Raw genomic sequence first — 24,267 nt, forward strand, 5'->3', positions numbered from 1 at the left:
ATTCATATAAGAACTAACTTTTCCCTGATTTAAATATCCTTATTATTCTCTCCTTTATCATTCAGCAGGAGTTGCTTCTACAAAATCAGACTCACCACTAGAGATAAGCAGGTTATACCATTGGATCAATTTCTTAATATCACTAGTATGAACACGATCACGATCGTATTCTGGCAAAACTTCAGCCATGAAAGCATGCAATTCTTCAACAGAAGCCTTTTTGTAATCCAAAGAAGCCACCTTTCCGTCTTCTTTCTTTTTTACAGATTCCAAAACTGTAGCCAAAGGTACTTCATCATCGTTAGTATACATAGCGATATCACCCAGTGAAATCACCTTGTCACTAGCATAGATAGGCATTCTTTTCTTATTTTCAACAGCTTCTACAATCAGCATATTTTTAGCTTGAGAAATCAGTTTATACAATCCCGGTTTTCCAGAGATAGCTAAGATAGTTTTCAACATACGATTTTATTATTTTTAGTTATTCGAAAAACAAAAATACAACTCACATACGACATACACAAGCTTCTCGCCCACCTTTTCCATTTTTTAAGGCTTTCAGCAAATTCTCCAATTGAGGAAGTAATGATCTGCCATCATTTATTACAACAAAATCTGCACGAGAGCATTTCAAATCCTCATCCATTTGAGAAGCGATACGTTCTTTTACTTGTTCTGCGGTAGAATGATCGCGCTCCATTGCTCGAGATATCCGAATTTCCAAAGGTGCATATACCGTAACTACATAGTCTACCACATCTTCAAATCCTGATTCATATAGAATAGCACTTTCTAAGACAACCAGTTCATCATTAGACCTGGCCGCAGCCCAACGCAGAAAATCTCTCTTCACGCAAGGATGTACAATAGAGTTCATACGAGCAGCATTATCTTCAGTTGCAAACAAGTAATTTGCCAATAATGGTTTATTGAGTTTTTCTCCAGAATACACCTCTGGTCCCAACAGTTCTATTAACTCTCTACGAATATCTGTATCAGAAATCATCAGGCGCTTTGCCTCACTATCTGTATCATAAACCGCAAAACCTTTCTGGCTTAACATACGTGCCACATACGACTTTCCGCTTCCAATACCCCCTGTTATACCTAATTTAATCATAACCTTAAGTAATTAATCTTCTTCTACAGTTTGCTGTTCGATTAGATAATCAACAGAAGAAGGAACAACTCTTACATGACTCACAAAATCAGGAGATCCTTTTACTACCAAGGGCAATTTATCCCCTTGAGTTCTTAATACATCTTCATAAGTAACCCCAATAAAAAAGTCATCAGACGAAACGTCTTTAAAGTGCCTCAAACCTACCTGAAAGGTAACCTGCACTTTAGAAGGAAATGTTCGCAACACCTTACCAGCAGGAAAATTAATACCCACAACAGGTACATCGACTGTTTTTTCAGAGTACATGTCAACGTATACAGACAAATCATTATAAGCAGGAATAAATTTCACTCCTTTCACTTTATTCATCCCTACCCGCTTCTTCAAAGTATCAGAAATGTTTTCCCAAAAGAAGTTTTCCGTGTAAGCAGCCTTAAGCGTATCCAATATTTCCTGCGGTGCATACGCCATAACAGAATCAGGACTAAAATCTATCTTAGAAATATAATACTGACGGTCGGGCTGAATAGTTCCGGCAAGTTTGACAGGGACTTTTTTTGCTTTTGCTTGCGTATAAATGAAATCAAGTGTATCAGGACGTATTGCCAGTACTTTAGTAGAAACATTCAACTGTGCTGCAATCTTTTTTGTCAAGTCTGACGATGAGATATGCACATGCGTACCTTCATCCTTGTAATCATTAAAGTCGAAAGAGATAGGGAAAAAAGTTCTACCCAACATATAATTCAGCAGAACTGTCCCTCTGTCTTCCACTCGTATACGTACCTCACTAGGGAAATCAGATGTAAGTACTACCTCTTTAGGGACATTTTTCAAACGCAAAGGCACTTTAAACTCTGTCTGATAAGACTCATCCAAGGTTTGCAGCATCCAAAAGCAAAACGAAACCAGCACAAAAAACAAGAAGACCAGACACTCCCTGCACTTATCGCTAAGCAAGAATGTTCTGATCTTCCGTAATCCCAGTCTATAATATCTTTTTATGTTCTTTACATCGAACATACCGACTTATTCTTTATTTAGCCTGAGCCTGAGCATCTGCATAGATAGAGTTTTTATCTACCTTAATTTTAACGCTAGATGCTATTTCTACGATAACAGTGTTATCTTCTATTTCCTTAATCTTTCCGTAAATACCTCCGGCAGTAATAACAGACTGACCTACTTCCAAATTCTTACGGAAGTTTGCTATCTCTTTTTGTTTCTTGTTCTGAGGACGAATCATAAAGAAATACATAATAGCAAAAATTGCTACCATCATAATCAGGAAAGAGTAATCGCCTCCACCTCCTGCAGCCTGCAAAAATACAGTTAACAAATTCATAAATTCTTCTTAGTTTAATTAATATTAGACGAACAAAGATATTAATTTTTCGTCAACTTGTTTTCCTTTTTTAATTGATTAACTATTCCGTCAAGTGTTCCATTGATAAATCCACCACTTTTCGGCGTACTATACAGTTTGGCTATCTCCACATATTCATTCAATGAAACATTGATTGGAATATTCGGGAAACTCAAGATTTCAGCAAGCGCAATCTGCATAATAATAACATCCATTACAGCAACGCGATCCAAATCCCAGTTCTTAGAGTTCTCACTGATAAGGTGACGATAGTAGTCTGCATTCAAAATAGAACGACGGAACAAACGACGTGCAAAATCCTGATCTTCCTCATCCTTGAATTCCGGAAGCAATTCCTGCTTATCTCCGTTTTTCGGATCAAAACGCTTGATTGTTTTCAGTACAAAAGTATCAACAATCTCTTTGTCATCGTTCCAATAAAGACTCTGGTCTTCCAATACAGCATCAAGCTTTTCGTTATTGAAGACAATTCTTTTATAAATTTTTCTCCAAAGTTCCCGGTCCTCTTCGTAAGATGACGTTTCACTTGCCATATATTCCTTATATATATCGCTCTGCAAAATCTGTTCGTAAAAGCCCTTTACGAAATCTGTTTCATTTTCCCAAGTTTTCTTCTGGGTACTAGCAAATTCATTCAACTGACGGTTTACTTCCAGCTGAGCAATGAAACGGTTGTCAACAAACTTTGTGTTGGGATTCAAATCTTCCTTTGTCGGCGCTAATTTGTGCTTTGCCGCATCCAGCCGCTTGCTGGCATAACGTGTAACCTCCACCATTAGAAGCAGGAGATAGTTATACAAATCATACGCCTTGGATAAACTGAAGAATAACTCCTTTTCTGCAGTATCCAAATTCTTTCCACCGTTCTGATAATAAGCATAGATAATCTGAACTACCTTAAGACGAATAAGAACTCTGTTAATCATACTATAGTTTAAATACAATTTCGAGTTGCAAAAATAACTATTTTCCAGCATTCAAAGCAAATATAATACGCTTTTTTACACAAAAAAATTATCTAAACGCAATTTTGAGAGGCAGTTCTTTTGTATATTTCAAAAAAATCATCAAATTTGAAGCGATTTTATAACATACAAATTATGGAAGACTTGAAAAGAAATACAGCAACAGACGTAGACAAAGAAATTGTTTTTTCTAAAGCCATTAAGGCAGGAAAGCGTATTTACTATCTGGACGTAAAGAAAAACAGAAAAGGAGAAATGTTTCTTGCCATAACAGAAAGCAAGAAAGTAGTGTCGGCCGAGGGAAGTTCTCCTCAAGTCAGCTTCGAGAAGCATAAAATATTTTTATACAAGGAAGACTTCGAGAAGTTCTTAACCGGGCTTCAGGAAACTATTCAGTATATAGAATGTGAACAGGGTTCGATAGCCGGAGAAAGCCATGTAGCTGATACAACAGATGCTTCTCAATTTTCCAATGTATCTAGCGAACACTTGCAGTCAGATGAAATAAAGATAGACATAGATTTCTAATAAATACGGAAAACGCTTTCCGATAATAAAGCTATATCAAAATAGGGCAACAGACACATACGTCAATCTATTTTGATATAGCTTTATTTTTTACACATTACGGTGACAGACTGTTCCGTTAGCCTGATAAGTAGGCATAACCAGCACTTCGGCTATCTGTACATGTGCCGGAGCAGAAGCTGCGTAATACACCACCTCAGCAATATCATCCCCTGTAAGCGGACGTATACCTTTATATACAGCATCGGCTTTACTTTTATCTCCCCGGAATCGTACGACAGAAAAATTTGTTTCTACAAGCCCCGGCTTAATATTTGTTACTCGCAGAGGTGTATCAACAAGGTCTATTCTCAGTCCGTCGGACAATGCTTTGACTGCTGCTTTCGTTGCACAATACACACTTCCACCTGCATAGGCTGCATCACCTGCTACCGAACCTATATTAATAATGTGTCCGCACTGACGCTCTACCATTCCCGGAACTACCATCCGAGTCATTGCCAGCAATCCCTTTATATTGGTATCGATCACCACATCCCATTCATCAAGCGATCCTTCATGTTCCTTATCAAGCCCGATTACCAGTCCCGCATTATTAATCAGCACATCAATATTCTTCCATTCCTCTTGGAGAGAGTCAAGAGCTAGCTTCATCGCCTCACGGTCGCGCACATCGAAAGGCAAAGTAAGCACTTCGCACCCTGACAAAACAAGTTCCCGCTTCAGCGCTTCCAGCTTTTCTACATTTCTTCCGTTCAATATCAACCTGCATCCTGCTGAAGTAAATTTACGCGCACACCCCTCTCCTATGCCACTTGTAGCACCTGTAATAAATATTGTCTTTCCTTTCATAAAACCAAAATATATTTAGGTATTATACCAATCATTATCATTCGCAAAAATATAAAAGTTATTGTTTCGAAGAATTTGTTTTATATCGAAAACTAACATTCACACATTTACCAGAAAAATATTCTGACATTTTTTAGACAAACATTGGCTTCATTACCATTCATTTCCAACAGATTTTTATCAGAAAAGGTTAAAAAGCTTCATACACATTTTGCAAACTCAAAGATTATCACTACCTTTGTACCGCTTTTTTAAGCTCATCGTGTGATATACCACATCGTGTGATGGCGAATTAAGCAACAAAAACAACTTAATTTAGAGTAACACAAAAAATTTTCAAACAATGAAATCAATCGAAATTAAAGGTTCTTTGAGAACTGAAACAGGAAAGAAAGCTGCTCATAGCTTGCGTCAGAACAATGGTGTTCCTTGCGTATTGTACGGAATGCAGAAAGACGAAAACGGAAACCAAGTCGCAACTCACTTCACTGTAACTGTTGACGGTTTGCGTAAGTTGGTATACACACCGCATATCTACGTAGTAGACTTGAACATCGACGGTAAGATAGTAAACGCTATCATGAAAGATATTCAGTTCCACCCTGTAACAGATGCTATCCTGCACGTTGACTTCTTGCAGATTAACGAAGAAAACCCAATCGTAATGGAAGTTCCTGTACAGTTGGAAGGTTTGGCAGAAGGTGTGAAAGCCGGTGGTAAATTGGCTCTTCAGACCCGTAAGCTGAAAGTGAAAGCTCTTTACAACTTGATCCCAGAACGTCTTGTTGTAAACGTAACTAACTTGGGTCTGGGTAAGACTATCAAAGTTGGTGAATTGAACTACGAAGGTCTGACTTTGCTGAATGCAAAAGAAGCTGTTGTTTGTGCAGTTAAATTGACTCGTGCTGCTCGTGGTGCTCAGGCTGCTGCAGGTAAATAATCTGATTTAACAATCTGACAAACAACAAAAATCCCTTTCAATGAAATATTTGATTGTAGGGCTGGGCAACATTGGTGCTGAATACCATGAAACCCGCCACAACATAGGATTTATGGTATTGGACGCCCTTGCAAAGGCGTCCAATATTGTTTTCAAGGACGGACGATACGGAGCAACAGCAACACTCTCGCTCAAGGGTAAACAGCTTATTTTATTGAAGCCTTCTACTTATATGAACCTGAGTGGAAACGCTGTACGATATTGGATGCAGCAGGAAAAAATTCCGTTGGAAAATGTACTTATCGTTGTAGACGACCTTGCACTCCCATCCGGAAGCTTGCGCTTAAAAGGTAAAGGAAGCGATGCGGGACACAACGGATTGAAACATATAGCTGCAACCCTTGGTACACAAAACTATGCCCGTCTGCGCTTCGGTATCGGAAATGAATTTCCCAAAGGAGGACAGATAGACTATGTTCTGGGTAAATTCAATGATGACGACATGAAACTGATGCCCGAACGTCTTGAAACTGCGGCTGAGATTATCAAGAGCTTTTGTCTTGCCGGACTGAACATTACCATGAATCAGTTTAATAACAAATAAAAAGCAATATGGCTGAAGCAAGAATTGACAAATGGATGTGGGCTGCCCGCATATTCAAGACTCGCACCATTGCTGCCGAGGCTTGTAAAAAGGGCAGAATATGTATCAATGGTGCCCAGGCCAAACCTGCACGAATGATAAAGCCGGGTGATGTAATCCAAGTGAAGAAACCACCTATTACCTACTCGTTTAAGGTATTGCAGGCTATAGAAAAACGCGTAGGAGCGAAGCTAGTTCCTGAAATCATGGAAAACGTTACCACTCCCGACCAATACGAACTATTGGAAATGAGTAAAATCAGTGGTTTCGTGAATCGTGCAAAAGGTACGGGACGTCCCACTAAAAAAGACCGACGAGATCTGGATGAGTTCTTTACTCCCGAATATCTCGGCGATTTTGATTTTGACTTCGATGATAATGAAGATGAAGAATAAGCAAAACCGGATACGGATCATGCATCTTATGCAACCCCGTATCCGGTTTCTTTATGTAATAAAACTATAAGTTAGCTTTAATTGCATCAATCAGTTCCTGATATTCAGCATCACTCAAATAAACTTTACCCGGATTCATCTGGAATGTTCCTCCATAATCGGGACCATCTACATACTTCGGAGCCAGGTGAAAATGTAAGTGAGAAAGTTTGTCACTATAAGCTCCGTAATTTATCTTTTCCGGATGAAATGCCTTATCCATAGCACGAGTTACACGTACAACATCTGCCATAAAAGCATTTCTTTCTTCATCACTCAGTTCATTCAAGTCGTTTACATGATCCTTATAAGCAACCAGACAACGACCTCTGTAAGTCTGTTCTTTAAAAAGGAATACACGTGAAACACTCAGTTGAGCAATTTCAATCATTAAATTATGCAATGTTTCATTGTTCTGACAATACAAACATTCTTTCGGATCACTTTTCATAATAACTTTATATTTAATAAATTATAATAACTGCTTTCAACAACAATAGGCAAACAACTGGTTCAGGTCGTCTTCTTCCCCTACTACCCAAACCACATCATCCTCTTTTAAAGGCATATGCACCTGAGGAGTACGCAATACATCTTCTCCAGCCGATTCTATACCTACTACCAGACAATGATATTTATTACGTATGCCACACTCTATAATACTATGTCCGACGAAAGGTGAATCTTTAGCGACAACAAACTGCTTCAGCTTCATCTCATGCTTTCCAAAATCTTCATCGTCGTAAGTATGTATTGCCTTCTCGGCTACCGATGCAAAAAGCGACAACTGTTCATCTGTTCCGATAACCTGAATCAAATCATTTGGGAAAATACAAGTATTTCCATCAGGAATGTTCAGCCTATGCTTTCCTCTGATAATAGATGCTACATGCACATCATACTTTTTACCTAAATCAAGTTCTCTCAATGTTTTTCCGGCCCATGCAGATTCCGCAGGAATCAAAAAGTCACTTAAGTGAAGGTCACGGTCGAGCAATCTTCCAGCATACTCAGGTTGCTTTTCTCCCAAATACTCCTGCTGGATTTCCTTATAATGCAAATTCCGGACAAACGTACGTTCCAGCACAATTGACTGCTTTTTAAGGAAACGAGATAAAATCATAGCACAAACTACAATAATAGCTATACCAACCATCAAGGCAGCCGAAGCACGGAACAGGTTTTCAATTATAAATACAATAAAGCCTATAGCTATCACAATACGAAGCAGAATAATTGAAATAAGCGGAGCATGATTAAACCGGCTGTCCGACCATAACGACTTAAATTCTTCCGAACGGTTTTTCTTCATAATCATGGCGCGCAAGAAAGGAGCTATAGCAGCAATCGTTAGAGCTGCACCCAATATCCGTCCCCATAAATCTCCCAACATGTCTGTAGCCAATGGTACAATAAAATGCAAGAACAGTGCTGTAACAGCTATCGAAAGCACAGCGTAAATCAAGACTATGCGGATAATAGCTATAACCAGCTTCTTCCAGTTGTTGCTATGGTTAGCCACCGAGGCTCCCGACGAGTATCTGTCCAGTAACCGACGCCAACGGGATGGCATATATTTATCTATCACATTATATGCCGGTACTGCAAGACGAATCATATAAGGAGTAAGGAATGTAGTAATTACCGAAACAGCCACTACTATAGGGTAAAGAAAATGACTTGTTACTTTCAGGCTTACTCCAAGTGAAGCTATGATAAATGCAAACTCACCAATCTGTGTCAGACTGAAACCACATTGCATAGCCGTTTTCAGCGGTTGTCCGGAAAGCAATACACCAGTAGTTCCGAAAATAGTCTGTCCCAGCAAAACAGCAAGAACGATAACAAGAATCTGATACTTATACTCTACAATCATCGCTGGATCGACCATCATACCTACAGATACGAAGAATATAGCTCCAAACAAATCTTTCACAGGTGAAACCAGTTTTCCTATATGCTCCGACTCGATTGTTTCCGATAAAATAGATCCCATGATAAAAGCACCAAAAGCAGGAGAAAAACCAACAAGAGCTGCCAGATAAACCATTCCAAAACAGAGTGCCAGCGACACTATCAGCAAGGTTTCGTCGCTCATCAGTTTACGAACCCGTTTCAGGAAAAGCGGAATTCCATAAATTCCCACTACAAACCAAAGAATCAGGAAAAACAGCAGCTTCAATATACTATATACCATCTCTCCCCCTTCGAAGTTCTGGCTCACTGCCATAGTAGACAGCATAACCATCAGGACAATGGCAAGAATATCTTCCAGAATCAAGATACTCAAAACCAAACCAGCAAAGCGTTGCTGCCGGAGTCCCATATCATCAAATGCCTTATAGATAATAGTGGTAGATGACATGGCAAGCATACCACCCAAATAGATACAATCCATACGATTCCAGCCAAAAGTCCAACCGACGAAGACTCCTACCAGAATCATACAAAAGATAATGGTACAGGCAGATATTACAGCAGAGCCTCCCACTTTCATCAGCTTTTTGAAACTGAACTCCAGTCCCAATGCAAACAAAAGAAAGATTACACCAATCTCCGACCAGATATGAATACTGGCAGAATCAACAACCGAAGGAGTAAACTTAAAATGTGGGGTACAGATAAAGCCGGCAACAATATACCCCAGTACCAGAGGTTGCTTCAGCTTTTTAAATATAAGCGTCATGATACCGGCACAAATCAGAATCAGTGCCAAATCGCTTATTAATGGAGTTAATTGGGACATTTGTAACTACATTTTATAATTATTGCCGCAAAAATAAGTAATAATTTTAAAGTTGCGTCGCCAGAAAGCAAGTTATTTCCTTTCGGATAAGAAAACCTTCCAAAAAGATTTTTTTATACTTACAGAGGGTATGAAGAGGATAAATTACGAATTGAAGCAACGGACAATTACTATATGAGTATTTTTGACTAACTTTGCCCGACAATAATCATAATATTATCAGAAAGGAAAGATGATAGTCTGCATAGCCGAAAAGCCCAGTGTGGCACGCGACATAGCCGAAGTATTAGGTGCAAGAAACCGGAAAGAAGGATATATCGAAGGAAACGGATACCAGGTAACCTGGACCTTCGGTCACCTTTGTACACTGAAAGAGCCGCACGAGTATACTCCGTCGTGGAAAGCATGGAGCTTAAGCAGCTTGCCGATGATACCTCCCCGGTTTGGCATCAAGCTGATAAACGATCCGGGTATAGAAAAGCAGTTCCACATTATAGAAGGGCTGATGCAGCAGGCTGATGAGATTATCAACTGTGGTGATGCCGGACAAGAAGGAGAATTGATTCAACGGTGGGTAATGCAGAAAGCAGGAGCACACTGTCCGGTCAAGCGCCTGTGGATTTCATCACTTACTGAAGAGGCGATTCGAGAAGGGTTTGCCAGCCTGAAAGACCAGTCCGAATTTCAGCCGTTGTACGAAGCCGGCCTGAGCCGTGCCATAGGCGACTGGGTATTGGGAATGAATGCAACTCGTCTGTATACATTAAAATACGGACAAAACCGTCAAGTACTTTCCATCGGAAGAGTACAGACTCCGACACTTGCCCTGATAGTCAAACGACAGCAAGAGATAGAGAACTTTAAACCTGAACCTTACTGGGAACTTAAGACTGTATACAGGGAAACGACTTTCAACTCTACAAAAGGTAAATTTTCTTCTAAAGAGGAAGGAGAGAAATTCCTGGAAACAGTAAAAAATTCAGATTTTACCGTGACCGATGTATCGGCCAAAAAAGGAACAGAAGCTCCTCCCCGCTTGTTCGACCTGACTTCATTGCAGGTAGAATGTAACAAAAAGTTCAGCTACTCGGCCGATATGACCTTGCAGCTTATCCAGTCGCTTTACGAGAAGAAAGTAGCTACTTATCCACGTGTAGATACAACTTTTCTAAGTGATGATATTTACCCCAAATGTCCGAATATTCTTGCCGGACTGAAAGATTATGCAGGTTTTACAGCCCCGTTAGCCGGAAAGAAACTACTTAAATCAAAAAAAGTTTTCGATAACTCAAAAGTTACCGACCACCATGCCATTATCCCTACCGGAGTACAGCCTCAGGGACTGACTGACATGGAAAAGCGTGTATTCGATCTGATAGCACGCCGTTTTATCGCTGTATTTTATCCGGACTGTAAATTTTCTACAACTACGGTATTGGGAGAAGTCGATAAAGTGGAATTTAAGGCAACCGGAAAGCAGATTCTGGAACCCGGATGGAGAGTAATTTTTGCCAAAGAACAGCAGGAAGAAACAAAAGAAAATGAAGAAGAACGTGTACTTCCTCTCTTTACCATAGGGGAAAGCGGACCTCATACTCCCGATTTGACGGAAAAATGGACCCAGCCCCCCAAGCCTTATACCGAAGCCACTCTGCTCCGTGCCATGGAAACGGCTGGTAAGCTGGTTGACAATGACGAATTGCGCGATGCCCTGAAAGAAAATGGTATCGGCCGTCCGTCTACCCGTGCGGCTATCATCGAAACACTTTTCAAGCGTCACTACATCCGCAAGGAAAGAAAAAATCTGATTGCTACTCCGACAGGAGTGGAACTGATACAGCTTATTCACGAAGAGTTGCTGAAATCGGCAGAGTTGACCGGTATATGGGAAAAGAAACTTCGTGAGATAGAACGCCGCAGTTACGATGCCGCTACATTTCTTACCGAACTGAAACAGATGGTAACAGAAATTGTATACAGTGTACTTCGTGACAATACAAACCGCCGGGTAACTATCATGCCCGAAGATGCACCCGAAAAAGGAACTCCGCAAGCAAAAACAAAGAAGAACAGCTCTTCGAAAACAAAATCATCGGATACCGAAAATGATGCATCTCCAGCTAAACCTAAACGTACACGTAAAGCGAGTGGCAATACCAATAAAGAGAAAACACCTCAGGCTGAAACTCTTTTTTCGGTATCAACAGAAGGTAACGAAATAAAAGGAGATGAAATAACAGGTACCCTCTGCCCACTCTGCGGCAAAGGGCATATTATCAAAGGGAAGACTTCCTACGGGTGTTCGGAATGGAAAAATGGATGTACTTTCAGAAAACCATTTTAAGATTTTCCGGCAAATAACCGCTACGTATACGCCATTCCTGTGGATAAAGATTGTTGGCACGATTTCCGATGTTTTTTACAAAACCCAAAGGGACATTCTGATATGCTACCAAAACATATCCACGGGGTACTCCTGCATCCAGTACAACCGCTTCTTTTCTTAAATAGGCAATAGCCTGTTCGTACGTCAGGTTTGCTACGGGGAAACAGTCTTCACAGCGCCTTGTCGACATAGCCAGCGAATGGTCGGGAATACAATCCTTCCCTTTCAGCTCGGCTACCGTTACTCCGGCATGCAAGACTTTCAAAGTAGACTTTATCATTTCATACAAATCCTGATATGCTACAGGAAAAGCCGTTACGATATTGTTATCTACTGTCCATAAATAGTCTTCCGGACGGTTTACCCATGCCTTGACGTCCTTCGGACATGCCACCGTCTGTCCACCGGCTTTCTGTCCTTTTTTCTTTTTATCTTTTTTCAGACGCTTTCCCATACAGTCTGAGGAACTTAACGTATCATCTTCATTCTTACGAAGCACTGCCAGAAATAATCCCTCTCCTACCGTACGGTGAGGCAGAAAGCGATATACCGGAAACTCGCCACCGGTCAGATTCCCTGTAATGTTCCATTCCTCACCAACCGCAACAGGAAGAATTTCAGCTCCCAGTTCACGGGCAATCCATGACACATTATCTTCGTTCTCTTCACGATTATATGTACATGTACTATAAATCAAGAGACCTCCCGGTTTCAGACAAGACCAGATATCTGTCAGAATACGGCGCTGCCGCTGCCAGCAGATATCGACATTTTCCACACTCCACTCGTCTACCGCTACCGGATCTTTGCGGAACATCCCTTCACCAGAGCAAGGTACATCAGTCAGAATCACATCAAACACAGCTTGTAGTGGAGCAAAATCAGCCGGATCATTATTCGTAACAACGACTCCTTCATCTCCCCATTTTATCAGATTTTCTGCCAATACCTGAGAACGGTTTCTCATAACCTCATTGGCTACCAGCATACTGCCTTCAGGCAAAACCGAACGGGCCAATGTAGATTTTCCTCCCGGAGCAGCACAAAGGTCAAGCATGACAACAGGTTCGTGTACATACTGGCGCAAAGCCTGTTCCACAAACATGGAAGATGCTTCCTGCACATAATAACTTCCGGCATGAAACAAGGGATCGAAAGTAAACGTAGGACGTGTACTCAGGTAATATCCAGTTTCGCACCAGGGGATAGAAGTACTTTCAGCAGGAACAGACTTACATTTATTCCGGTTCAAGCGAATACTTACGGGAGTATCATGCTGTAAAGCTTCAGCTAATTTTTCAAACTGTTCTTCTCCCATCAAACTGCGGGTACGTGTAACAAAATCGGAAGGAAGGTTCATATAAATAATGTGTTCGATATGGTTTTCGTGCTGCAAAAATAAGATAAATAGCATTTTCCCCCAAGATATTTTCTATACCTTTGCAAATAAAAATAAAGAAACTCATTCTAATGAAACAATATTTAGACTTACTACAACGCATCCGCACGGAAGGTGTCAAGAAAGAAGACCGTACCGGAACTGGTACGATTAGTGTATTCGGACATCAGATGCGCTTTAATCTGGAAGAAGGTTTTCCGCTGGTAACAACCAAAAAGCTCCATTTGAAATCGATTATCCACGAACTACTCTGGTTCCTGAAAGGTGATACCAATGTAAAATATCTACAAGAAAACGGTGTACGTATCTGGAATGAATGGGCCGACGAAAATGGCGACCTGGGACATATTTATGGCTATCAGTGGCGTTCATGGCCCGATTATGAAGGAGGATTCATCGACCAGATTTCGGAAGCAGTGGAAACCATCAAGCACAATCCTGATTCAAGACGAATCATTGTCAACGCATGGAATGTGGCCGACCTGAAGAACATGAATCTTCCGCCTTGCCACATGTTTTTCCAGTTCTATGTAGCCAACGGACGTCTGAGCCTGCAAATGTATCAACGTAGTGCCGATTCGTTCCTCGGAGTGCCGTTCAATATTGCGTCGTATGCCTTACTGTTGCAAATGATGGCTCAGGTTACCGGACTGAAGGCAGGAGATTTTATACATACGATAGGTGATGCACACATCTACCTGAATCACCAGGAACAGGTAGACTTGCAACTAACCCGCAGCCCTCGTCCACTACCTCAAATGCTTCTGAACCCGGATGTAAAAAATATCTTCGATTTCAAATACGAAGACTTCGAACTGGTAAACTACGACCCATGGCCTCACATTGCAGGAAAAGTATCTGTTTAACCCATATAATCAAACATAAAAAATATGCTGTCGATTATCGTTGCTATCAATAAAAACAGAGGAATCGGATTCGAAAACAAACTGTTGTATTGGCTGCCCAATGACCTGAAACGCTTCAAAGCGCTTACTACCGGACATACCATCATCATGGGTAGAAAGACTTTCGAATCACTGCCCAAAGGCGCCTTGCCCAACCGCCGCAACATCGTGCTGAGCCGTAGCTGCCACGATTTTCCCGGTGCTGAATGTTTTCATTCCCTGCAAGAAGCTTTGGAACAATGTAAAGAGGAAGAAGAAGTATATATTATAGGAGGAGCAAGTCTGTATGCCGAAGCGCTGCCTCTTGCCGACAAGTTAAACATTACCGAAATAGAGGATTCAGAAAAGGAAGCCGACGCGTTTTTCCCTCCCATCAATTCCGAAGAATGGAAAGAAGTACAACGAGAAAGCCATTCTACCGACGAAAAGCATGAATATGCTTATCACTTTGTAGATTACGAACGTATCTAAAACAATAAATCCCCGCTTCACCGGCGGGGATTATCTTTTTTATCTCTTCTTTTTGAAAAAGCCTTTCATCAGTTGTGCACAGTCATCGGCAAGAATACCTTTTACTACCACCGTCTTGGGATGTAAGGCATCGGGAGCATATCGCTGATAACCTCTTTTTTCATCTTCCGCACCGAATACCAGTTTACCCGTCTGTGCCCAAGCAATCGCTCCAGCACACATTACGCAAGGTTCTACCGTCACATAAAGTGTACACTCATTCAGATACTTGCCACCCAAAGTATTGGCAGCAGCCGTAATAGCCTGCATCTCCGCATGTGCCGTCACATCGTTCAGGGTTTCCGTCAGGTTATGCGAACGCGCAATGATACGGTCGCGACAAACAACAACTGCTCCCACAGGGACCTCTCCCCTGTCGGCAGCTTTCTGCGCCTCAATCAAGGCCTGCTTCATATAAAAAACATCATCAGCCATAAACTTATCTGCGCATATCGTGTTCCTTAAACAAAGTAGGATAATCGTCCTCCATATTCTGATGAATGAATGCCAATATCGTTTCACGAAGCCAGCGCGCCTTGTTCTTTATCTGGTAAGTTTCCAGATAACGGTCTACAATCTGCACTTCTTCTTCACTCATCAAACACACCATCCGCCGTTTGCGTGGCGGAACCGATGGAGGTACCTTTTTTCTTTTTTTCCCGTTATTCATCATTGCAAATACAAAATTAGTACACTTCAACCAAATACAAAACAGAAAATGCGTATTTTTGCAAAAAACAAAATGGCTAAACACAATGAACTAGGGAAAGAGGGGGAAAACGCAGCTGCCGAATACTTAATGAGCAAAGGATATAGCATCCGTCACCGCAACTGGCATTCCGGCAAGAGAGAACTGGATATTGTTGCACAAAAAGACGGTGAACTGATTGTCGTTGAAGTAAAAACCCGGCGAAACGAAGAGTTCGGCAAGCCTGAAGAAGCTATCACCGACCGGAAAATAAGAAATATCATCATTTCGACTGATACATATATCAAAAGATTCGAAATAGACCTTCCGGTCCGCTTCGATATTATTACAGTAACGGGCACAGAACCTCCCTTTCATATAGAACATATCCAAGAGGCATTTCTGCCTCCCGTTTGGTAAAATTGTAAAAACAGAAAGTTTAAAAGCTATGGATATAGAAGCACTCCGTCAATATTGCTTAAGCAAGAAAGCCGTAACAGAATGTTTCCCTTTCGACGAAACAACCCTTGTATTTAAAGTGGTAGACCGCATGTTCCTGCTGGTTGACCTGGAACATCCAGACTGTGTCAGCATGAAATGTAATCCGGATTATGCCATCGAACTGCGCGAACATTATAACGGAATAGAAGGAGCTTATCATTTCAATAAAAAGTACTGGAATCAGGTCGCCTTAAACAGTGATGTGCCCGACAGCCTCATCCGCGATCTGATAGATCACTCGTACGAAGAAGTCGTCGGGAAGTTCACGAAAAAACAACGTGATGTTTTCAATAAAATATCAGCATGTTTTCAGGAAAATATCAGCATATTTTCCGAGCATCTTCCAGAACCTGTTTTTTTACATGAAACCACCTCGACAAACAGTTATCTGGACGAACTGTGCAACAATTCTTCCGTAGAAGAACTGACCAGCGTTTATACCGATTTTCAGACAGCCGGACGAGGACAGAGAGGCAACAGCTGGGAGTCGGAAGACGGAGCAAACCTGCTTTTCAGCTTCGTACTTTATCCCGACTTTCTGGAAGCCCGGAAGCAATTCTATCTTTCACAGATTACAGCCCTCGCACTGCAAGAAGTTTTATCGCAATACACCGACGGAATCCGCATCAAGTGGCCCAACGATATTTACTGGAAGGACAAAAAAATATGTGGTACACTGATAGAAAACGACCTGACAGGCATACACATCAGTCGTTCTATTTCGGGGACAGGAGTCAATCTGAATCAGGAGCGTTTTATAAGTGACGCCCCCAATCCGGTATCGCTTTTCCAGATAACCGGACAACGCTACGACCGTAAGGAAATACTTCATCAATTGATGGAGCGTGTGGCTCACTACTACACACTTCTGAAAAACGGAGAAACCGAATTGATTGCCTCACGCTATCAGGACGTGCTTTACCGTAAAGAAGGTTTCTATCCCTACACAGATAAAGACGGAAGTTTCCGCGCCCGCATCTGTGGAATTGAGCCATCCGGAGCTTTGATTCTGGAAGACGAAAGCGGGAAAAGAAGAGAATATATGTTTAAAGAAGTATCTTTCGAATTATAATCTCAGCACATGTCACCAACCAGCCAGCGAATACTGCATATAGCCATACCCTCTATTATTTCAAATATCACAGTACCTCTTCTAGGACTGATAGACGTAACCATTGTAGGACATCTTGGTTCGGCTTCTTACATCGGAGCCATAGCCGTAGGAGGCATGCTGTTCAATATGATTTACTGGATATTCGGTTTCCTGCGGATGGGAACAAGCGGCCTGACGGCACAAGCCTACGGAGCACACGACCTGAAGGAGGTAACCCGCATCCTGCTGCGTTCTACTGGTATCAGCCTGATGCTGGCACTAGCTCTTCTCATCCTGCAATATCCGATACGTCTGATAGCTTTTGAACTGATCGACACAAGCGCCGAGGTACAACAACTTGCCACGCTGTATTTCCATATCTGTATCTGGGGAGCACCTGCCACACTGGGGTTGTATAGTTTCTCAGGATGGTTTATAGGTATGCAAAATTCACGCTTCCCGATGTTTATTGCCATTACACAGAATATCGTAAACATAGTTGCCAGTCTGCTTTTCGTATTTGTATTCGGCATGAAAGTGGAAGGAGTTGCTCTGGGAACCCTCATTGCACAGTATGCCGGACTTTTCATGGCTTATCTGCTCTGGCTGCGTTATTACCGTCCTTTACGAAAATACATCAGCCGTAAGCAACTCTTTACTCATGATGCCATGAAACGTCTGTTCCAAGTGAACCGGGATATATTCCTGCGTACACTCTGCTTGGTGGCCGTTACAGTATTCTTCACATCAACCGGAGCAGCATTCGGCGATGTTGTTTTGGCTGTCAATACATTGCTGATGCAGTTGTTTACGCTATTCTCTTACATCATGGATGGATTTGCCTATGCAGGCGAAGCGTTGACCGGAAAATATATAGGAGCTGGAAACAGGCAGGAATTACAACGCACTATCCGTCATTTGTTTGGCTGGGGAATTGCCTTATCGCTAGCCTTTACTCTGCTGTATGGCATAGGAGGAAAAGAATTTCTAGGTTTGCTTACAAACGAACAATCGGTTATCTCTACGTCGGGGGATTATTTCTACTGGGTACTTGCCATCCCTCTTGCAGGATTTGCAGCATTTCTGCTAGACGGTATCTGCATCGGAGCCACTTCCACCAATATCATGCTGAAAGCGATGGTTGTAGCTTCGGGAAGCTTTTTCCTGATTTATTACAGCCTGCATAACGTATTGCATAACCATGCGCTATGGCTGGGATTTATCGTTTATCTGGCATTGCGTGGCATCATGCAGGCACTACTGCTTAATTCTTCCAGTCTTCGTACTGCCAGATGATGCCTTTTTTCTGCTGCTTTCCGATACCAGAACAAAGCTTTTTCCATATCCGGTGTACCTGTCCATCCTTCCTCGTAGGCTTGTCCAATACGATAAAGCGCATAGATATCTTCCGATTTTCTATATGCCTCGAAAGCCAGAGGAAGAGATGACGGCAACTCGCCGCACCCTTTTCTGTATAAATCTCCCAGATTAGTAGGAGCATACAAATGGTCTCCCTGAAGATAAGCCTGCTTGAACCAATACTCAGCTTTCAGTCCGTCGCGTCCAACACCGATACCTTCCTGATAAATGGTTCCCAAATCATTCAAAACGACTCCTGCAACTTCCCTGCCCGACTGATAGTCTTCACCCAATTTAAGCAGCATCTCCGTATCTTCACGAGAATAACTTTCCCAAGTTTCCGCTCCGTCAATTTGCCACGATTTCACCCTGCCTATCGATATATGCTGGGGAACGTCCACTTCCGTTTCCTGGTCTTCCCGATTACGGTCTTCTTCCAGTTCTGCATCTGTCGCCTGAGGAAGCAAGCCATTTCTCATGATATACTGTATGTAGCCATAAATCCGCGGAGTTGAAGAATGCAGATTAACCCCATATTGTGCCAGCAAGTCTAAGGAAATATATCCTACACCTTCCAACGGAAATCCCACATAATAGCGGGGAAACACAGACAAGGCGGACTTTAACATAGCGACTTCTTCCCCAATGGAGTCTTCAATCCAGGACTCATCGTATACACGATAAGCTGTTCGACCTGCCGACTCGGGAATAACCAATGATTCATGATTGAGATGCTGACATAAGCAATCGGCCAGATATGGAAAGAATTTATAATCGCTATAAGAAGCAAGTCCGTCTATCATAACTTCATATTCATCCGGACCTTCTGCTATGACAAACAAAGTAGTGGAAATCCCCGGACGGCTGAAATAGTAATAAGAACGTTCCTCATCATACCCCTCAAATTCAAAACGCACAGGAACATCCAGTTCATGCAAAAAAGCATCCAGGTTCAACCTTTCCGACGAATGTATACAGACCGATCTCATGCTTTTCCTTCCTCCTCAGTACCATCCAACAGATATTCTTTTCGGAACATATCGAGGAACAACAAAAACAAAGAAACCAGCAACGGACCGAAAATAATTCCCATAAAGCCAAAAATAGGCAGTCCGGCAACTACACCGAAAATCGTAATCAACGGATGTATGTTTGCCATTTTCTTCTGAAGGAGAAAACGGATCAGATTATCACACTGGGAAATTATAATACCTCCATATCCCAAAAGGATAAGCGCATTGATCCATTCGCCCATTATCAGGAAGTAAATGGATACGGGAATCCAGATTAAGGCAGTACCTACCAATGGAATAATTGAAGCAAAGGCTGTAAGCAAAGCTGTCAGATAAGGATTGGGAGCATCACATAATAAATATCCTCCTAACGAAATAATTCCTTGTATGACAGCCAGCAATGGTATACCTATCGCATTAGAACGAACCATCAGCTGAATTTTATTCAACACTTCACGCTTATTGCTTTCTTCAAAGGGCATGATCGTAGATACATAATGTTCCATTTTCCGACCTTCCCAAAGCATGAAAAACATCAACATAATAGCAACAGCCAAGTTTACAATAAGATCACTTACACCTGTCATGATTTTCTGGCCAATAGACGATGCCTGTACAACCATAAATGACAAACTTTTCTCCGACAGCAAATCGAATCCCGTACGTTCTTCGATGATGTCAATAACCTGATGAGCCGGCTGGATAATGGCCTGAGTATCGAAATGCATTCCTGAAATCTGACTTACAATAGCCCAACTGAACAGCGACACCGGAATCAGAATAAAAAGTGTAACGCCGATAGTTATCATCCACACAGCCAGCAAAGGTTTTATCTTCGTCTGAAGCCAGTTGGAAAAGTTACGCAACAAAATATATAAAGTAAATCCTCCTAATATCCCGTTCATAAAAGGCTGAGCCTGACGAAATAACAATATTCCTAACCCTATGATGAAAATAATTAGAGAATATTTCCAGTATTGTTCTTTCATACCTAATAAGTTCCGTTTTTAGTTTGTAATAAATATATTGTATGCTTGGGGCAAAGTTACGGAAATATACTTATCAGCAAGTGATTTACAATTGAATTTTCAATGAAAAATTACCGGAAATTAATATTCTGAGAGCCTTGTTACTTTATCTGCATGATTCCAATAAAATCCCTGTAATAAATTATACCTAGTACGATTTTCAAATCATGAAACAACTTTAAACAAACAAGAGTGATAGCATGAACAAAAAGGTCGTTTATGGTAACCGTCATATATACTTCCCAGCATAAAACAAACGTCCCATAAACGACCCGGCATTGACAATCAACATATAGTCAAATGCCTCAACCACTTAAAAAATACCTAATACCTAGATATTTTTTTCAACATTTTTATTCTAATCCAACTTCATCGACAAAAATGAAAGCAGGTCGGCCGCTTCCCCAATGCCATGAAGGAATCTTATATTCCGGCTTCGCTATAATCTTGATATAACGCGCATTTACTGTATCAAAGTCCACTTCATGTTTGTAAATACCATTTTTATCTTTTGAAGTGACAGCCGGATAATCGACAGTCTTTAATTCTTTATAGATTTTACCATCGGCAGATGACAATACAGAAATACTTCTTACGTCCAGGATTTCTTCACCAATCTCTACATAAGTACGTACCCAAGCTTTATGGACAGAGGTTTCTTGTTTCAAATCGACAACCAGCTCCATGTCATTTTTGTAAAATGCAATCCACCTGCCAGTTCTGTAGTTAGGTGTTCCACTCAAACCATCAACCAACGTATATTCACCATTATATTTATACTTTTCATTGATTGGTTGTAACAATATCAGCGGTTTGGCAGTAGCCTTGTTAAAATCGATCTTTTCTGTAAGTACGGCACTCTTAGCATTACGACGTATCGTAACAGCCTTTAAGACACAGCTTTCTTTTAAAGCGAGCGTATCAGTATATTGCTGAGATTTTTCTGTAGGTTCACTACCATCAAGCGTATAATAAATAGGAGAATCTCCTATAGCTGATAAAACGACCTTTATGGAATTATCTGTATAATCAGTAATATACTCAGCCTTGACATTGAAGACATGCTTGGCATAATTATATCCGTTATCATCATACACTGATATCAGTTTAGGCAGACGCTGCAAGAAATTATCGTAGTTTTTCTTTTCCGGAAGAGTCCACTGAACTTCTGACAAAGCAGCCAGACGAGGTAATTCCATATATTCCAACTGACTATAAGTAGGGATATATTCGGTCCATAAGTTAGCTTGCACACCGATAATATGAGCAGCCTCCTCTGGTGTCAGACTCTTATCTACCGGTTCGTAGCTATATACTCTTTCTACAGATACATATCCTCCGATAGCCAAAGGCTCATTCTCTGTATCTATCGTCTGATAATAATCAAAATACAGATGCGAAGCTGGAGTCATGATAGCGTCATTGCCCATCTTGGCAGCCTCAATGCCACCTTCGCTGCCTCTCCATGACATAACTGTAGCTGTAGGACTCAAGCCACCTTCCAGTATTTCATCCCAACCTATAATTTTACGTCCTTTTTCATTCAGGAACTTCTCTGCATATCCAATAATATAAGACTGCAATTTCTGTTCGGCCGTATGTTTAGCATCAGACTTAATTCCCAAAGCCTTAATACGTGCCTGACATTTCGGACATTTCTGCCAACGTACCTTTGGGCACTCATCTCCTCCTACATGAATATACTCAGAGGGAAAAACTTCAACAATTTCGCCCAAAACATCTTCTATGAATTTAAGCGTTTCATCATTACCCGCACACAGGACATCCTCAGATACTCCCCACTGCTGCCATACTTCATACGGTCCACCCGTACATCCCAGATAAGGATAGGCAGCTAAAGCAGCTTGCATATGTCCTGGCAAATCAATTTCCGGAACGACTGTTATAAATCTTTCCTGAGCATATTTTACAATATCACGGGCTTCATCCTGAGTATAAAACCCTCCATATTCTACATTATCATATTCTCCCGAATTACGTCCTATAACAGTTTTTGCACGTTTAGAGCCAATAGTCGTAAGTTCCGGACGTTTCTTTATTTCAATTCTCCATCCCTGATCGTCAGTAAGATGCCAATGTAATCTGTTTATATTATGCAAGGCAAGCATATCTATAAAACGCTTAATAGAATCTGCCGGAAAGAAATGACGCGAAACATCCAAATGCACTCCACGATATGAAAAACGCGGAAAGTCATTTATCTCTACTGCCGGATACACTACATTTCCATGTTCCGTATCAGCCATAGCCTTACGCAAAGTCTGAATCCCATAAAATACTCCTGCTGCTGAAGCACCTTGTATGCTAATATTATTATCACCAACAACCAGGCGATATGCTTCCGGGTTCTTATCATCCAGTCCGGTTGACAAAACAATTGCATTCTTCTCTACTTTCTTATCTGTAACGTCCAGTTTCTTGCCTGTCTGTCCAGCTATATACCCAGACAAAAACTCAGCATTACGTTTCATAGCCTCATCACCTTCAGGATATACAATAGAAGTCGTACCTGCTAGTTCAAAACCCTTATCCGATGAGATTTTTTCAACATGCTGTGGTAAAGGAATAATATCAAAATCGGCCTGAACAGTCTTCTCACTCGTACACGAATAAAAAACACTTCCCCATACCAAAAGAACTAATCCCGTAATTATATTCTTCTTCATACAGAACTTTATTAAAAAAATTAAGAGCAAACTCAATATAATACATAAAAAGTCTGCTCTTAAATAACTTAATGTGTAACTAAAAAATAAATGCAGCTATAATATTAGTTCGCAGTATAGATATAGAATTTTGTAATATCTACTCTAGACGGAACCTCAATCATCTGATACTTCAAGTAACGAGTTGCAACTGTATATTTAAATGCTATATTATGATAAGCACCTGATGTTGCAACTTGTCCCATAGATTTCCAAGAAGAACCATTTTCTGAAGTAAAGATTTCAACTTTAGTCGGACAAAATCCTCCTCCCCAGTGAGAAGTCTGAATACCTGTAACATTTTTTACTTCTTTTAGGTCGACAGTAAGCCAGAATGGAGTACCATTAGTAGCAACATCACCGCCTCCTTTACCATTCACAGAATTAGCAGCTGCATTTTCCACTCCATCCATAAAAGTAAATACCCAATTAGTGATATCTGTATTCAAAGTACTATTTTCCGGAGTCTTTCCAAAGAATAATAAATCCTCTTCTCTTTCTTCCTTCTTTTGAATCTTCACAGAAAGTGACTTATGCAAATCAGAAAGAACAACATCCGAAGCAACTGACTCAATTCCTGCTACATTAATATTTAATGTATATTCAGCAGCTTCTGAAACAGAAGCAATATCCGACCAATCTGTGATAGATATAGAAACTGGTTCTGATTTTGTACTACCAGCTTTTATCACAGCTTTATTTGACGACATTGTTATTTTTTCTGAACTAATTCCTTCACATGTAGCACTTATATCTACCGTAATATCATTACTAGCCGCTTTCTGTATAGTAGCCATCACATCCATAGCCACTGTACCCTCAATCTCCTTTCCTGTAAAATGTTCCAAAGTTACAGTTTGTATAGGCTTCAGATAATTCGTCGGCAACAGAGAAACATATGTCATATTCCATTCATTTACCGCATTCTCATCATCATCACTACATGAAGAAAACGGAATGATGCAGCTCGAAATAGCCGCAACTAATATATATCGTAAAAACTTTTTCATATTATTAAGATTCTTTTCAAAGGTACTA

Annotated in this window: 25 protein-coding genes and 1 pseudogene; 11 read left to right on the forward strand and 15 right to left on the reverse strand. The window is 40.9% G+C overall.

The genetic code is table 11. The features are described from left to right. Positions 1-57: 57 nt before the first annotated feature. The 5 genes from BACCOP_RS04415 to nusB are packed head-to-tail and all read right to left on the reverse strand — an operon-like array spanning position 58 to position 3,439. The gene (locus BACCOP_RS04415; RefSeq protein ID WP_007566752.1) at positions 58-465 is read right to left on the reverse strand and encodes a DUF5606 family protein; all 408 of its coding nucleotides are present in this window, start codon (positions 463-465) and stop codon (positions 58-60) included. Positions 466-508: 43 nt separating this feature from the next. Then, complete coding sequence (gene coaE, locus BACCOP_RS04420; RefSeq protein ID WP_007566754.1) at positions 509-1,123, reverse strand: dephospho-CoA kinase; 615 nt, start codon at positions 1,121-1,123, stop codon at positions 509-511. A gap of 12 nt (positions 1,124-1,135) precedes the next feature. Next, positions 1,136-2,149, reverse strand: a complete 1,014-nt coding sequence (locus tag BACCOP_RS04425; protein WP_007566756.1) for a CdaR family protein — start codon at positions 2,147-2,149, stop codon at positions 1,136-1,138. A gap of 13 nt (positions 2,150-2,162) precedes the next feature. After that, positions 2,163-2,471, reverse strand: coding sequence for a preprotein translocase subunit YajC (gene yajC, locus BACCOP_RS04430; RefSeq protein WP_007566758.1), 309 nt, complete (start codon positions 2,469-2,471; stop codon positions 2,163-2,165). A 41-nt stretch (positions 2,472-2,512) separates the two neighbouring features. Continuing rightward, positions 2,513-3,439 carry a transcription antitermination factor NusB gene (nusB, locus tag BACCOP_RS04435; RefSeq protein WP_007566761.1) on the reverse strand — a complete coding sequence of 309 codons (927 nt, stop codon included), beginning with the start codon at positions 3,437-3,439 and terminating at the stop codon, positions 2,513-2,515. Positions 3,440-3,613: 174 nt separating this feature from the next. Between nusB and BACCOP_RS04440 the strand changes: the two genes are divergently transcribed. Continuing rightward, positions 3,614-4,006 carry a PUR family DNA/RNA-binding protein gene (locus BACCOP_RS04440; protein ID WP_007566762.1) on the forward strand — a complete coding sequence of 131 codons (393 nt, stop codon included), beginning with the start codon at positions 3,614-3,616 and terminating at the stop codon, positions 4,004-4,006. 90 nt (positions 4,007-4,096) lie between these two features. On the opposite strand, the gene BACCOP_RS04445 is transcribed toward BACCOP_RS04440, so the two are convergent. Beyond that, positions 4,097-4,858: an SDR family NAD(P)-dependent oxidoreductase gene (locus BACCOP_RS04445; RefSeq protein WP_007566765.1), complete on the reverse strand. Its 762-nt coding sequence runs from the start codon at positions 4,856-4,858 to the stop codon at positions 4,097-4,099. A 343-nt stretch (positions 4,859-5,201) separates the two neighbouring features. Here BACCOP_RS04445 and BACCOP_RS04450 point away from each other — a divergent pair, with 343 nt between their 5' ends. The 3 genes from BACCOP_RS04450 to BACCOP_RS04460 are packed head-to-tail and all read left to right on the forward strand — an operon-like array spanning position 5,202 to position 6,836. Next, entirely contained in the window at positions 5,202-5,798 is a 597-nt protein-coding gene (locus BACCOP_RS04450) for a 50S ribosomal protein L25/general stress protein Ctc (RefSeq protein ID WP_007566767.1), read from the forward strand. Positions 5,799-5,838: 40 nt separating this feature from the next. Continuing rightward, positions 5,839-6,402, forward strand: a complete 564-nt coding sequence (pth, locus tag BACCOP_RS04455; RefSeq protein ID WP_007566769.1) for an aminoacyl-tRNA hydrolase — start codon at positions 5,839-5,841, stop codon at positions 6,400-6,402. A gap of 8 nt (positions 6,403-6,410) precedes the next feature. Further along, positions 6,411-6,836, forward strand: a complete 426-nt coding sequence (locus BACCOP_RS04460; RefSeq protein WP_007566770.1) for an RNA-binding S4 domain-containing protein — start codon at positions 6,411-6,413, stop codon at positions 6,834-6,836. A gap of 64 nt (positions 6,837-6,900) precedes the next feature. On the opposite strand, the gene BACCOP_RS04465 is transcribed toward BACCOP_RS04460, so the two are convergent. Both BACCOP_RS04465 and BACCOP_RS04470 read right to left on the reverse strand, forming a co-directional pair. Next, positions 6,901-7,326 (reverse strand): HIT family protein, encoded by a 426-nt coding sequence (locus BACCOP_RS04465; protein ID WP_007566771.1) that lies wholly within the window; start codon positions 7,324-7,326, stop codon positions 6,901-6,903. Between the two features lie 36 nt (positions 7,327-7,362). Next, positions 7,363-9,621: a cation:proton antiporter gene (locus tag BACCOP_RS04470; protein ID WP_007566772.1), complete on the reverse strand. Its 2,259-nt coding sequence runs from the start codon at positions 9,619-9,621 to the stop codon at positions 7,363-7,365. Between the two features lie 232 nt (positions 9,622-9,853). Between BACCOP_RS04470 and BACCOP_RS04475 the strand changes: the two genes are divergently transcribed. Further along, on the forward strand, positions 9,854-11,965 hold the full coding sequence (locus BACCOP_RS04475; protein WP_007566776.1) for a DNA topoisomerase 3: 2,112 nt from the start codon (positions 9,854-9,856) through the stop codon (positions 11,963-11,965). Here the strand turns inward: BACCOP_RS04475 and BACCOP_RS04480 are convergent. After that, positions 11,949-13,367: a methyltransferase RsmF C-terminal domain-like protein gene (locus BACCOP_RS04480; RefSeq protein ID WP_040311828.1), complete on the reverse strand. Its 1,419-nt coding sequence runs from the start codon at positions 13,365-13,367 to the stop codon at positions 11,949-11,951. The two genes, BACCOP_RS04475 and BACCOP_RS04480, sit on opposite strands and share 17 nt — an antisense overlap. A 110-nt stretch (positions 13,368-13,477) precedes the next feature. Here BACCOP_RS04480 and BACCOP_RS04485 point away from each other — a divergent pair, with 110 nt between their 5' ends. Then, positions 13,478-14,272, forward strand: coding sequence for a thymidylate synthase (locus BACCOP_RS04485; RefSeq protein ID WP_022126068.1), 795 nt, complete (start codon positions 13,478-13,480; stop codon positions 14,270-14,272). Positions 14,273-14,296: 24 nt separating this feature from the next. Then, positions 14,297-14,782: a dihydrofolate reductase gene (locus BACCOP_RS04490; protein WP_007566781.1), complete on the forward strand. Its 486-nt coding sequence runs from the start codon at positions 14,297-14,299 to the stop codon at positions 14,780-14,782. 39 nt (positions 14,783-14,821) lie between these two features. Here the strand turns inward: BACCOP_RS04490 and BACCOP_RS04495 are convergent, their stop codons facing one another. Next, complete coding sequence (locus BACCOP_RS04495) at positions 14,822-15,256, reverse strand: nucleoside deaminase (RefSeq protein ID WP_007566783.1); 435 nt, start codon at positions 15,254-15,256, stop codon at positions 14,822-14,824. A gap of 4 nt (positions 15,257-15,260) precedes the next feature. Next, complete coding sequence (locus tag BACCOP_RS04500; protein ID WP_007566785.1) at positions 15,261-15,494, reverse strand: hypothetical protein; 234 nt, start codon at positions 15,492-15,494, stop codon at positions 15,261-15,263. A gap of 69 nt (positions 15,495-15,563) precedes the next feature. Between BACCOP_RS04500 and BACCOP_RS04505 the strand changes: the two genes are divergently transcribed. From BACCOP_RS04505 to BACCOP_RS04515, 4 genes and pseudogenes are all read left to right on the forward strand, one after another. Next, a complete protein-coding gene (locus BACCOP_RS04505) occupies positions 15,564-15,929 on the forward strand; it encodes a YraN family protein (protein WP_040311829.1) in 366 nt (121 codons plus the stop codon). Positions 15,930-15,957: 28 nt separating this feature from the next. Continuing rightward, positions 15,958-16,245 (forward strand): annotated as a pseudogene (locus BACCOP_RS20970) (MmcQ/YjbR family DNA-binding protein); the annotation flags it as partial. An 84-nt stretch (positions 16,246-16,329) separates the two neighbouring features. Next, positions 16,330-17,082, forward strand: a complete 753-nt coding sequence (locus tag BACCOP_RS04510; RefSeq protein WP_040311830.1) for a biotin--[acetyl-CoA-carboxylase] ligase — start codon at positions 16,330-16,332, stop codon at positions 17,080-17,082. 9 nt (positions 17,083-17,091) lie between these two features. Continuing rightward, positions 17,092-18,399 carry an MATE family efflux transporter gene (locus BACCOP_RS04515; protein WP_007566792.1) on the forward strand — a complete coding sequence of 436 codons (1,308 nt, stop codon included), beginning with the start codon at positions 17,092-17,094 and terminating at the stop codon, positions 18,397-18,399. Here BACCOP_RS04515 and BACCOP_RS04520 read toward each other — a convergent pair. The 4 genes from BACCOP_RS04520 to BACCOP_RS04535 form a co-directional block, all read right to left on the reverse strand. Further along, complete coding sequence (locus BACCOP_RS04520; RefSeq protein WP_007566794.1) at positions 18,330-19,451, reverse strand: tetratricopeptide repeat protein; 1,122 nt, start codon at positions 19,449-19,451, stop codon at positions 18,330-18,332. The two genes, BACCOP_RS04515 and BACCOP_RS04520, sit on opposite strands and share 70 nt — an antisense overlap. Next, positions 19,448-20,464 (reverse strand): AI-2E family transporter, encoded by a 1,017-nt coding sequence (locus tag BACCOP_RS04525; protein ID WP_007566796.1) that lies wholly within the window; start codon positions 20,462-20,464, stop codon positions 19,448-19,450. The genes BACCOP_RS04520 and BACCOP_RS04525 overlap by 4 nt, the downstream gene beginning before the upstream one ends. Before the next feature lie 392 nt (positions 20,465-20,856). Continuing rightward, positions 20,857-23,190, reverse strand: a complete 2,334-nt coding sequence (locus tag BACCOP_RS04530; RefSeq protein WP_007566798.1) for a glycoside hydrolase family 20 protein — start codon at positions 23,188-23,190, stop codon at positions 20,857-20,859. Positions 23,191-23,294: 104 nt separating this feature from the next. Further along, positions 23,295-24,239 (reverse strand): DUF4999 domain-containing protein, encoded by a 945-nt coding sequence (locus BACCOP_RS04535; RefSeq protein ID WP_007566800.1) that lies wholly within the window; start codon positions 24,237-24,239, stop codon positions 23,295-23,297. Positions 24,240-24,267 lie beyond the last annotated feature (28 nt).

Source organism: Phocaeicola coprocola DSM 17136 (genome assembly GCF_000154845.1).
Lineage (GTDB): Bacteria > Bacteroidota > Bacteroidia > Bacteroidales > Bacteroidaceae > Phocaeicola > Phocaeicola coprocola.

Bases quoted from the DNA above. Each gene is read 5' to 3' on its own strand.
- BACCOP_RS04490 (WP_007566781.1), top strand. From the start codon at position 14,297: ATGCTGTCGATTATCGTTGCTATCAATAAAAACAGAGGAATCGGATTC.
- nusB (WP_007566761.1), bottom strand. From the start codon at position 3,439: ATGATTAACAGAGTTCTTATTCGTCTTAAGGTAGTTCAGATTATCTAT.
- BACCOP_RS04480 (WP_040311828.1), bottom strand. From the start codon at position 13,367: ATGAACCTTCCTTCCGATTTTGTTACACGTACCCGCAGTTTGATGGGA.
- BACCOP_RS04505 (WP_040311829.1), top strand. From the start codon at position 15,564: ATGGCTAAACACAATGAACTAGGGAAAGAGGGGGAAAACGCAGCTGCC.
- BACCOP_RS04450 (WP_007566767.1), top strand. From the start codon at position 5,202: ATGAAATCAATCGAAATTAAAGGTTCTTTGAGAACTGAAACAGGAAAG.
- BACCOP_RS04475 (WP_007566776.1), top strand. From the start codon at position 9,854: ATGATAGTCTGCATAGCCGAAAAGCCCAGTGTGGCACGCGACATAGCC.
- BACCOP_RS04485 (WP_022126068.1), top strand. From the start codon at position 13,478: ATGAAACAATATTTAGACTTACTACAACGCATCCGCACGGAAGGTGTC.
- BACCOP_RS04500 (WP_007566785.1), bottom strand. From the start codon at position 15,494: ATGATGAATAACGGGAAAAAAAGAAAAAAGGTACCTCCATCGGTTCCG.
- coaE (WP_007566754.1), bottom strand. From the start codon at position 1,123: ATGATTAAATTAGGTATAACAGGGGGTATTGGAAGCGGAAAGTCGTAT.
- pth (WP_007566769.1), top strand. From the start codon at position 5,839: ATGAAATATTTGATTGTAGGGCTGGGCAACATTGGTGCTGAATACCAT.
- BACCOP_RS04415 (WP_007566752.1), bottom strand. From the start codon at position 465: ATGTTGAAAACTATCTTAGCTATCTCTGGAAAACCGGGATTGTATAAA.
- BACCOP_RS04465 (WP_007566771.1), bottom strand. From the start codon at position 7,326: ATGAAAAGTGATCCGAAAGAATGTTTGTATTGTCAGAACAATGAAACA.
- BACCOP_RS04470 (WP_007566772.1), bottom strand. From the start codon at position 9,621: ATGTCCCAATTAACTCCATTAATAAGCGATTTGGCACTGATTCTGATT.
- BACCOP_RS04530 (WP_007566798.1), bottom strand. From the start codon at position 23,190: ATGAAGAAGAATATAATTACGGGATTAGTTCTTTTGGTATGGGGAAGT.
- BACCOP_RS04425 (WP_007566756.1), bottom strand. From the start codon at position 2,149: ATGTTCGATGTAAAGAACATAAAAAGATATTATAGACTGGGATTACGG.
- yajC (WP_007566758.1), bottom strand. From the start codon at position 2,471: ATGAATTTGTTAACTGTATTTTTGCAGGCTGCAGGAGGTGGAGGCGAT.
- BACCOP_RS04535 (WP_007566800.1), bottom strand. From the start codon at position 24,239: ATGAAAAAGTTTTTACGATATATATTAGTTGCGGCTATTTCGAGCTGC.
- BACCOP_RS04495 (WP_007566783.1), bottom strand. From the start codon at position 15,256: ATGGCTGATGATGTTTTTTATATGAAGCAGGCCTTGATTGAGGCGCAG.
- BACCOP_RS04515 (WP_007566792.1), top strand. From the start codon at position 17,092: ATGTCACCAACCAGCCAGCGAATACTGCATATAGCCATACCCTCTATT.
- BACCOP_RS04460 (WP_007566770.1), top strand. From the start codon at position 6,411: ATGGCTGAAGCAAGAATTGACAAATGGATGTGGGCTGCCCGCATATTC.
- BACCOP_RS04440 (WP_007566762.1), top strand. From the start codon at position 3,614: ATGGAAGACTTGAAAAGAAATACAGCAACAGACGTAGACAAAGAAATT.
- BACCOP_RS04520 (WP_007566794.1), bottom strand. From the start codon at position 19,451: ATGAGATCGGTCTGTATACATTCGTCGGAAAGGTTGAACCTGGATGCT.
- BACCOP_RS04445 (WP_007566765.1), bottom strand. From the start codon at position 4,858: ATGAAAGGAAAGACAATATTTATTACAGGTGCTACAAGTGGCATAGGA.
- BACCOP_RS04525 (WP_007566796.1), bottom strand. From the start codon at position 20,464: ATGAAAGAACAATACTGGAAATATTCTCTAATTATTTTCATCATAGGG.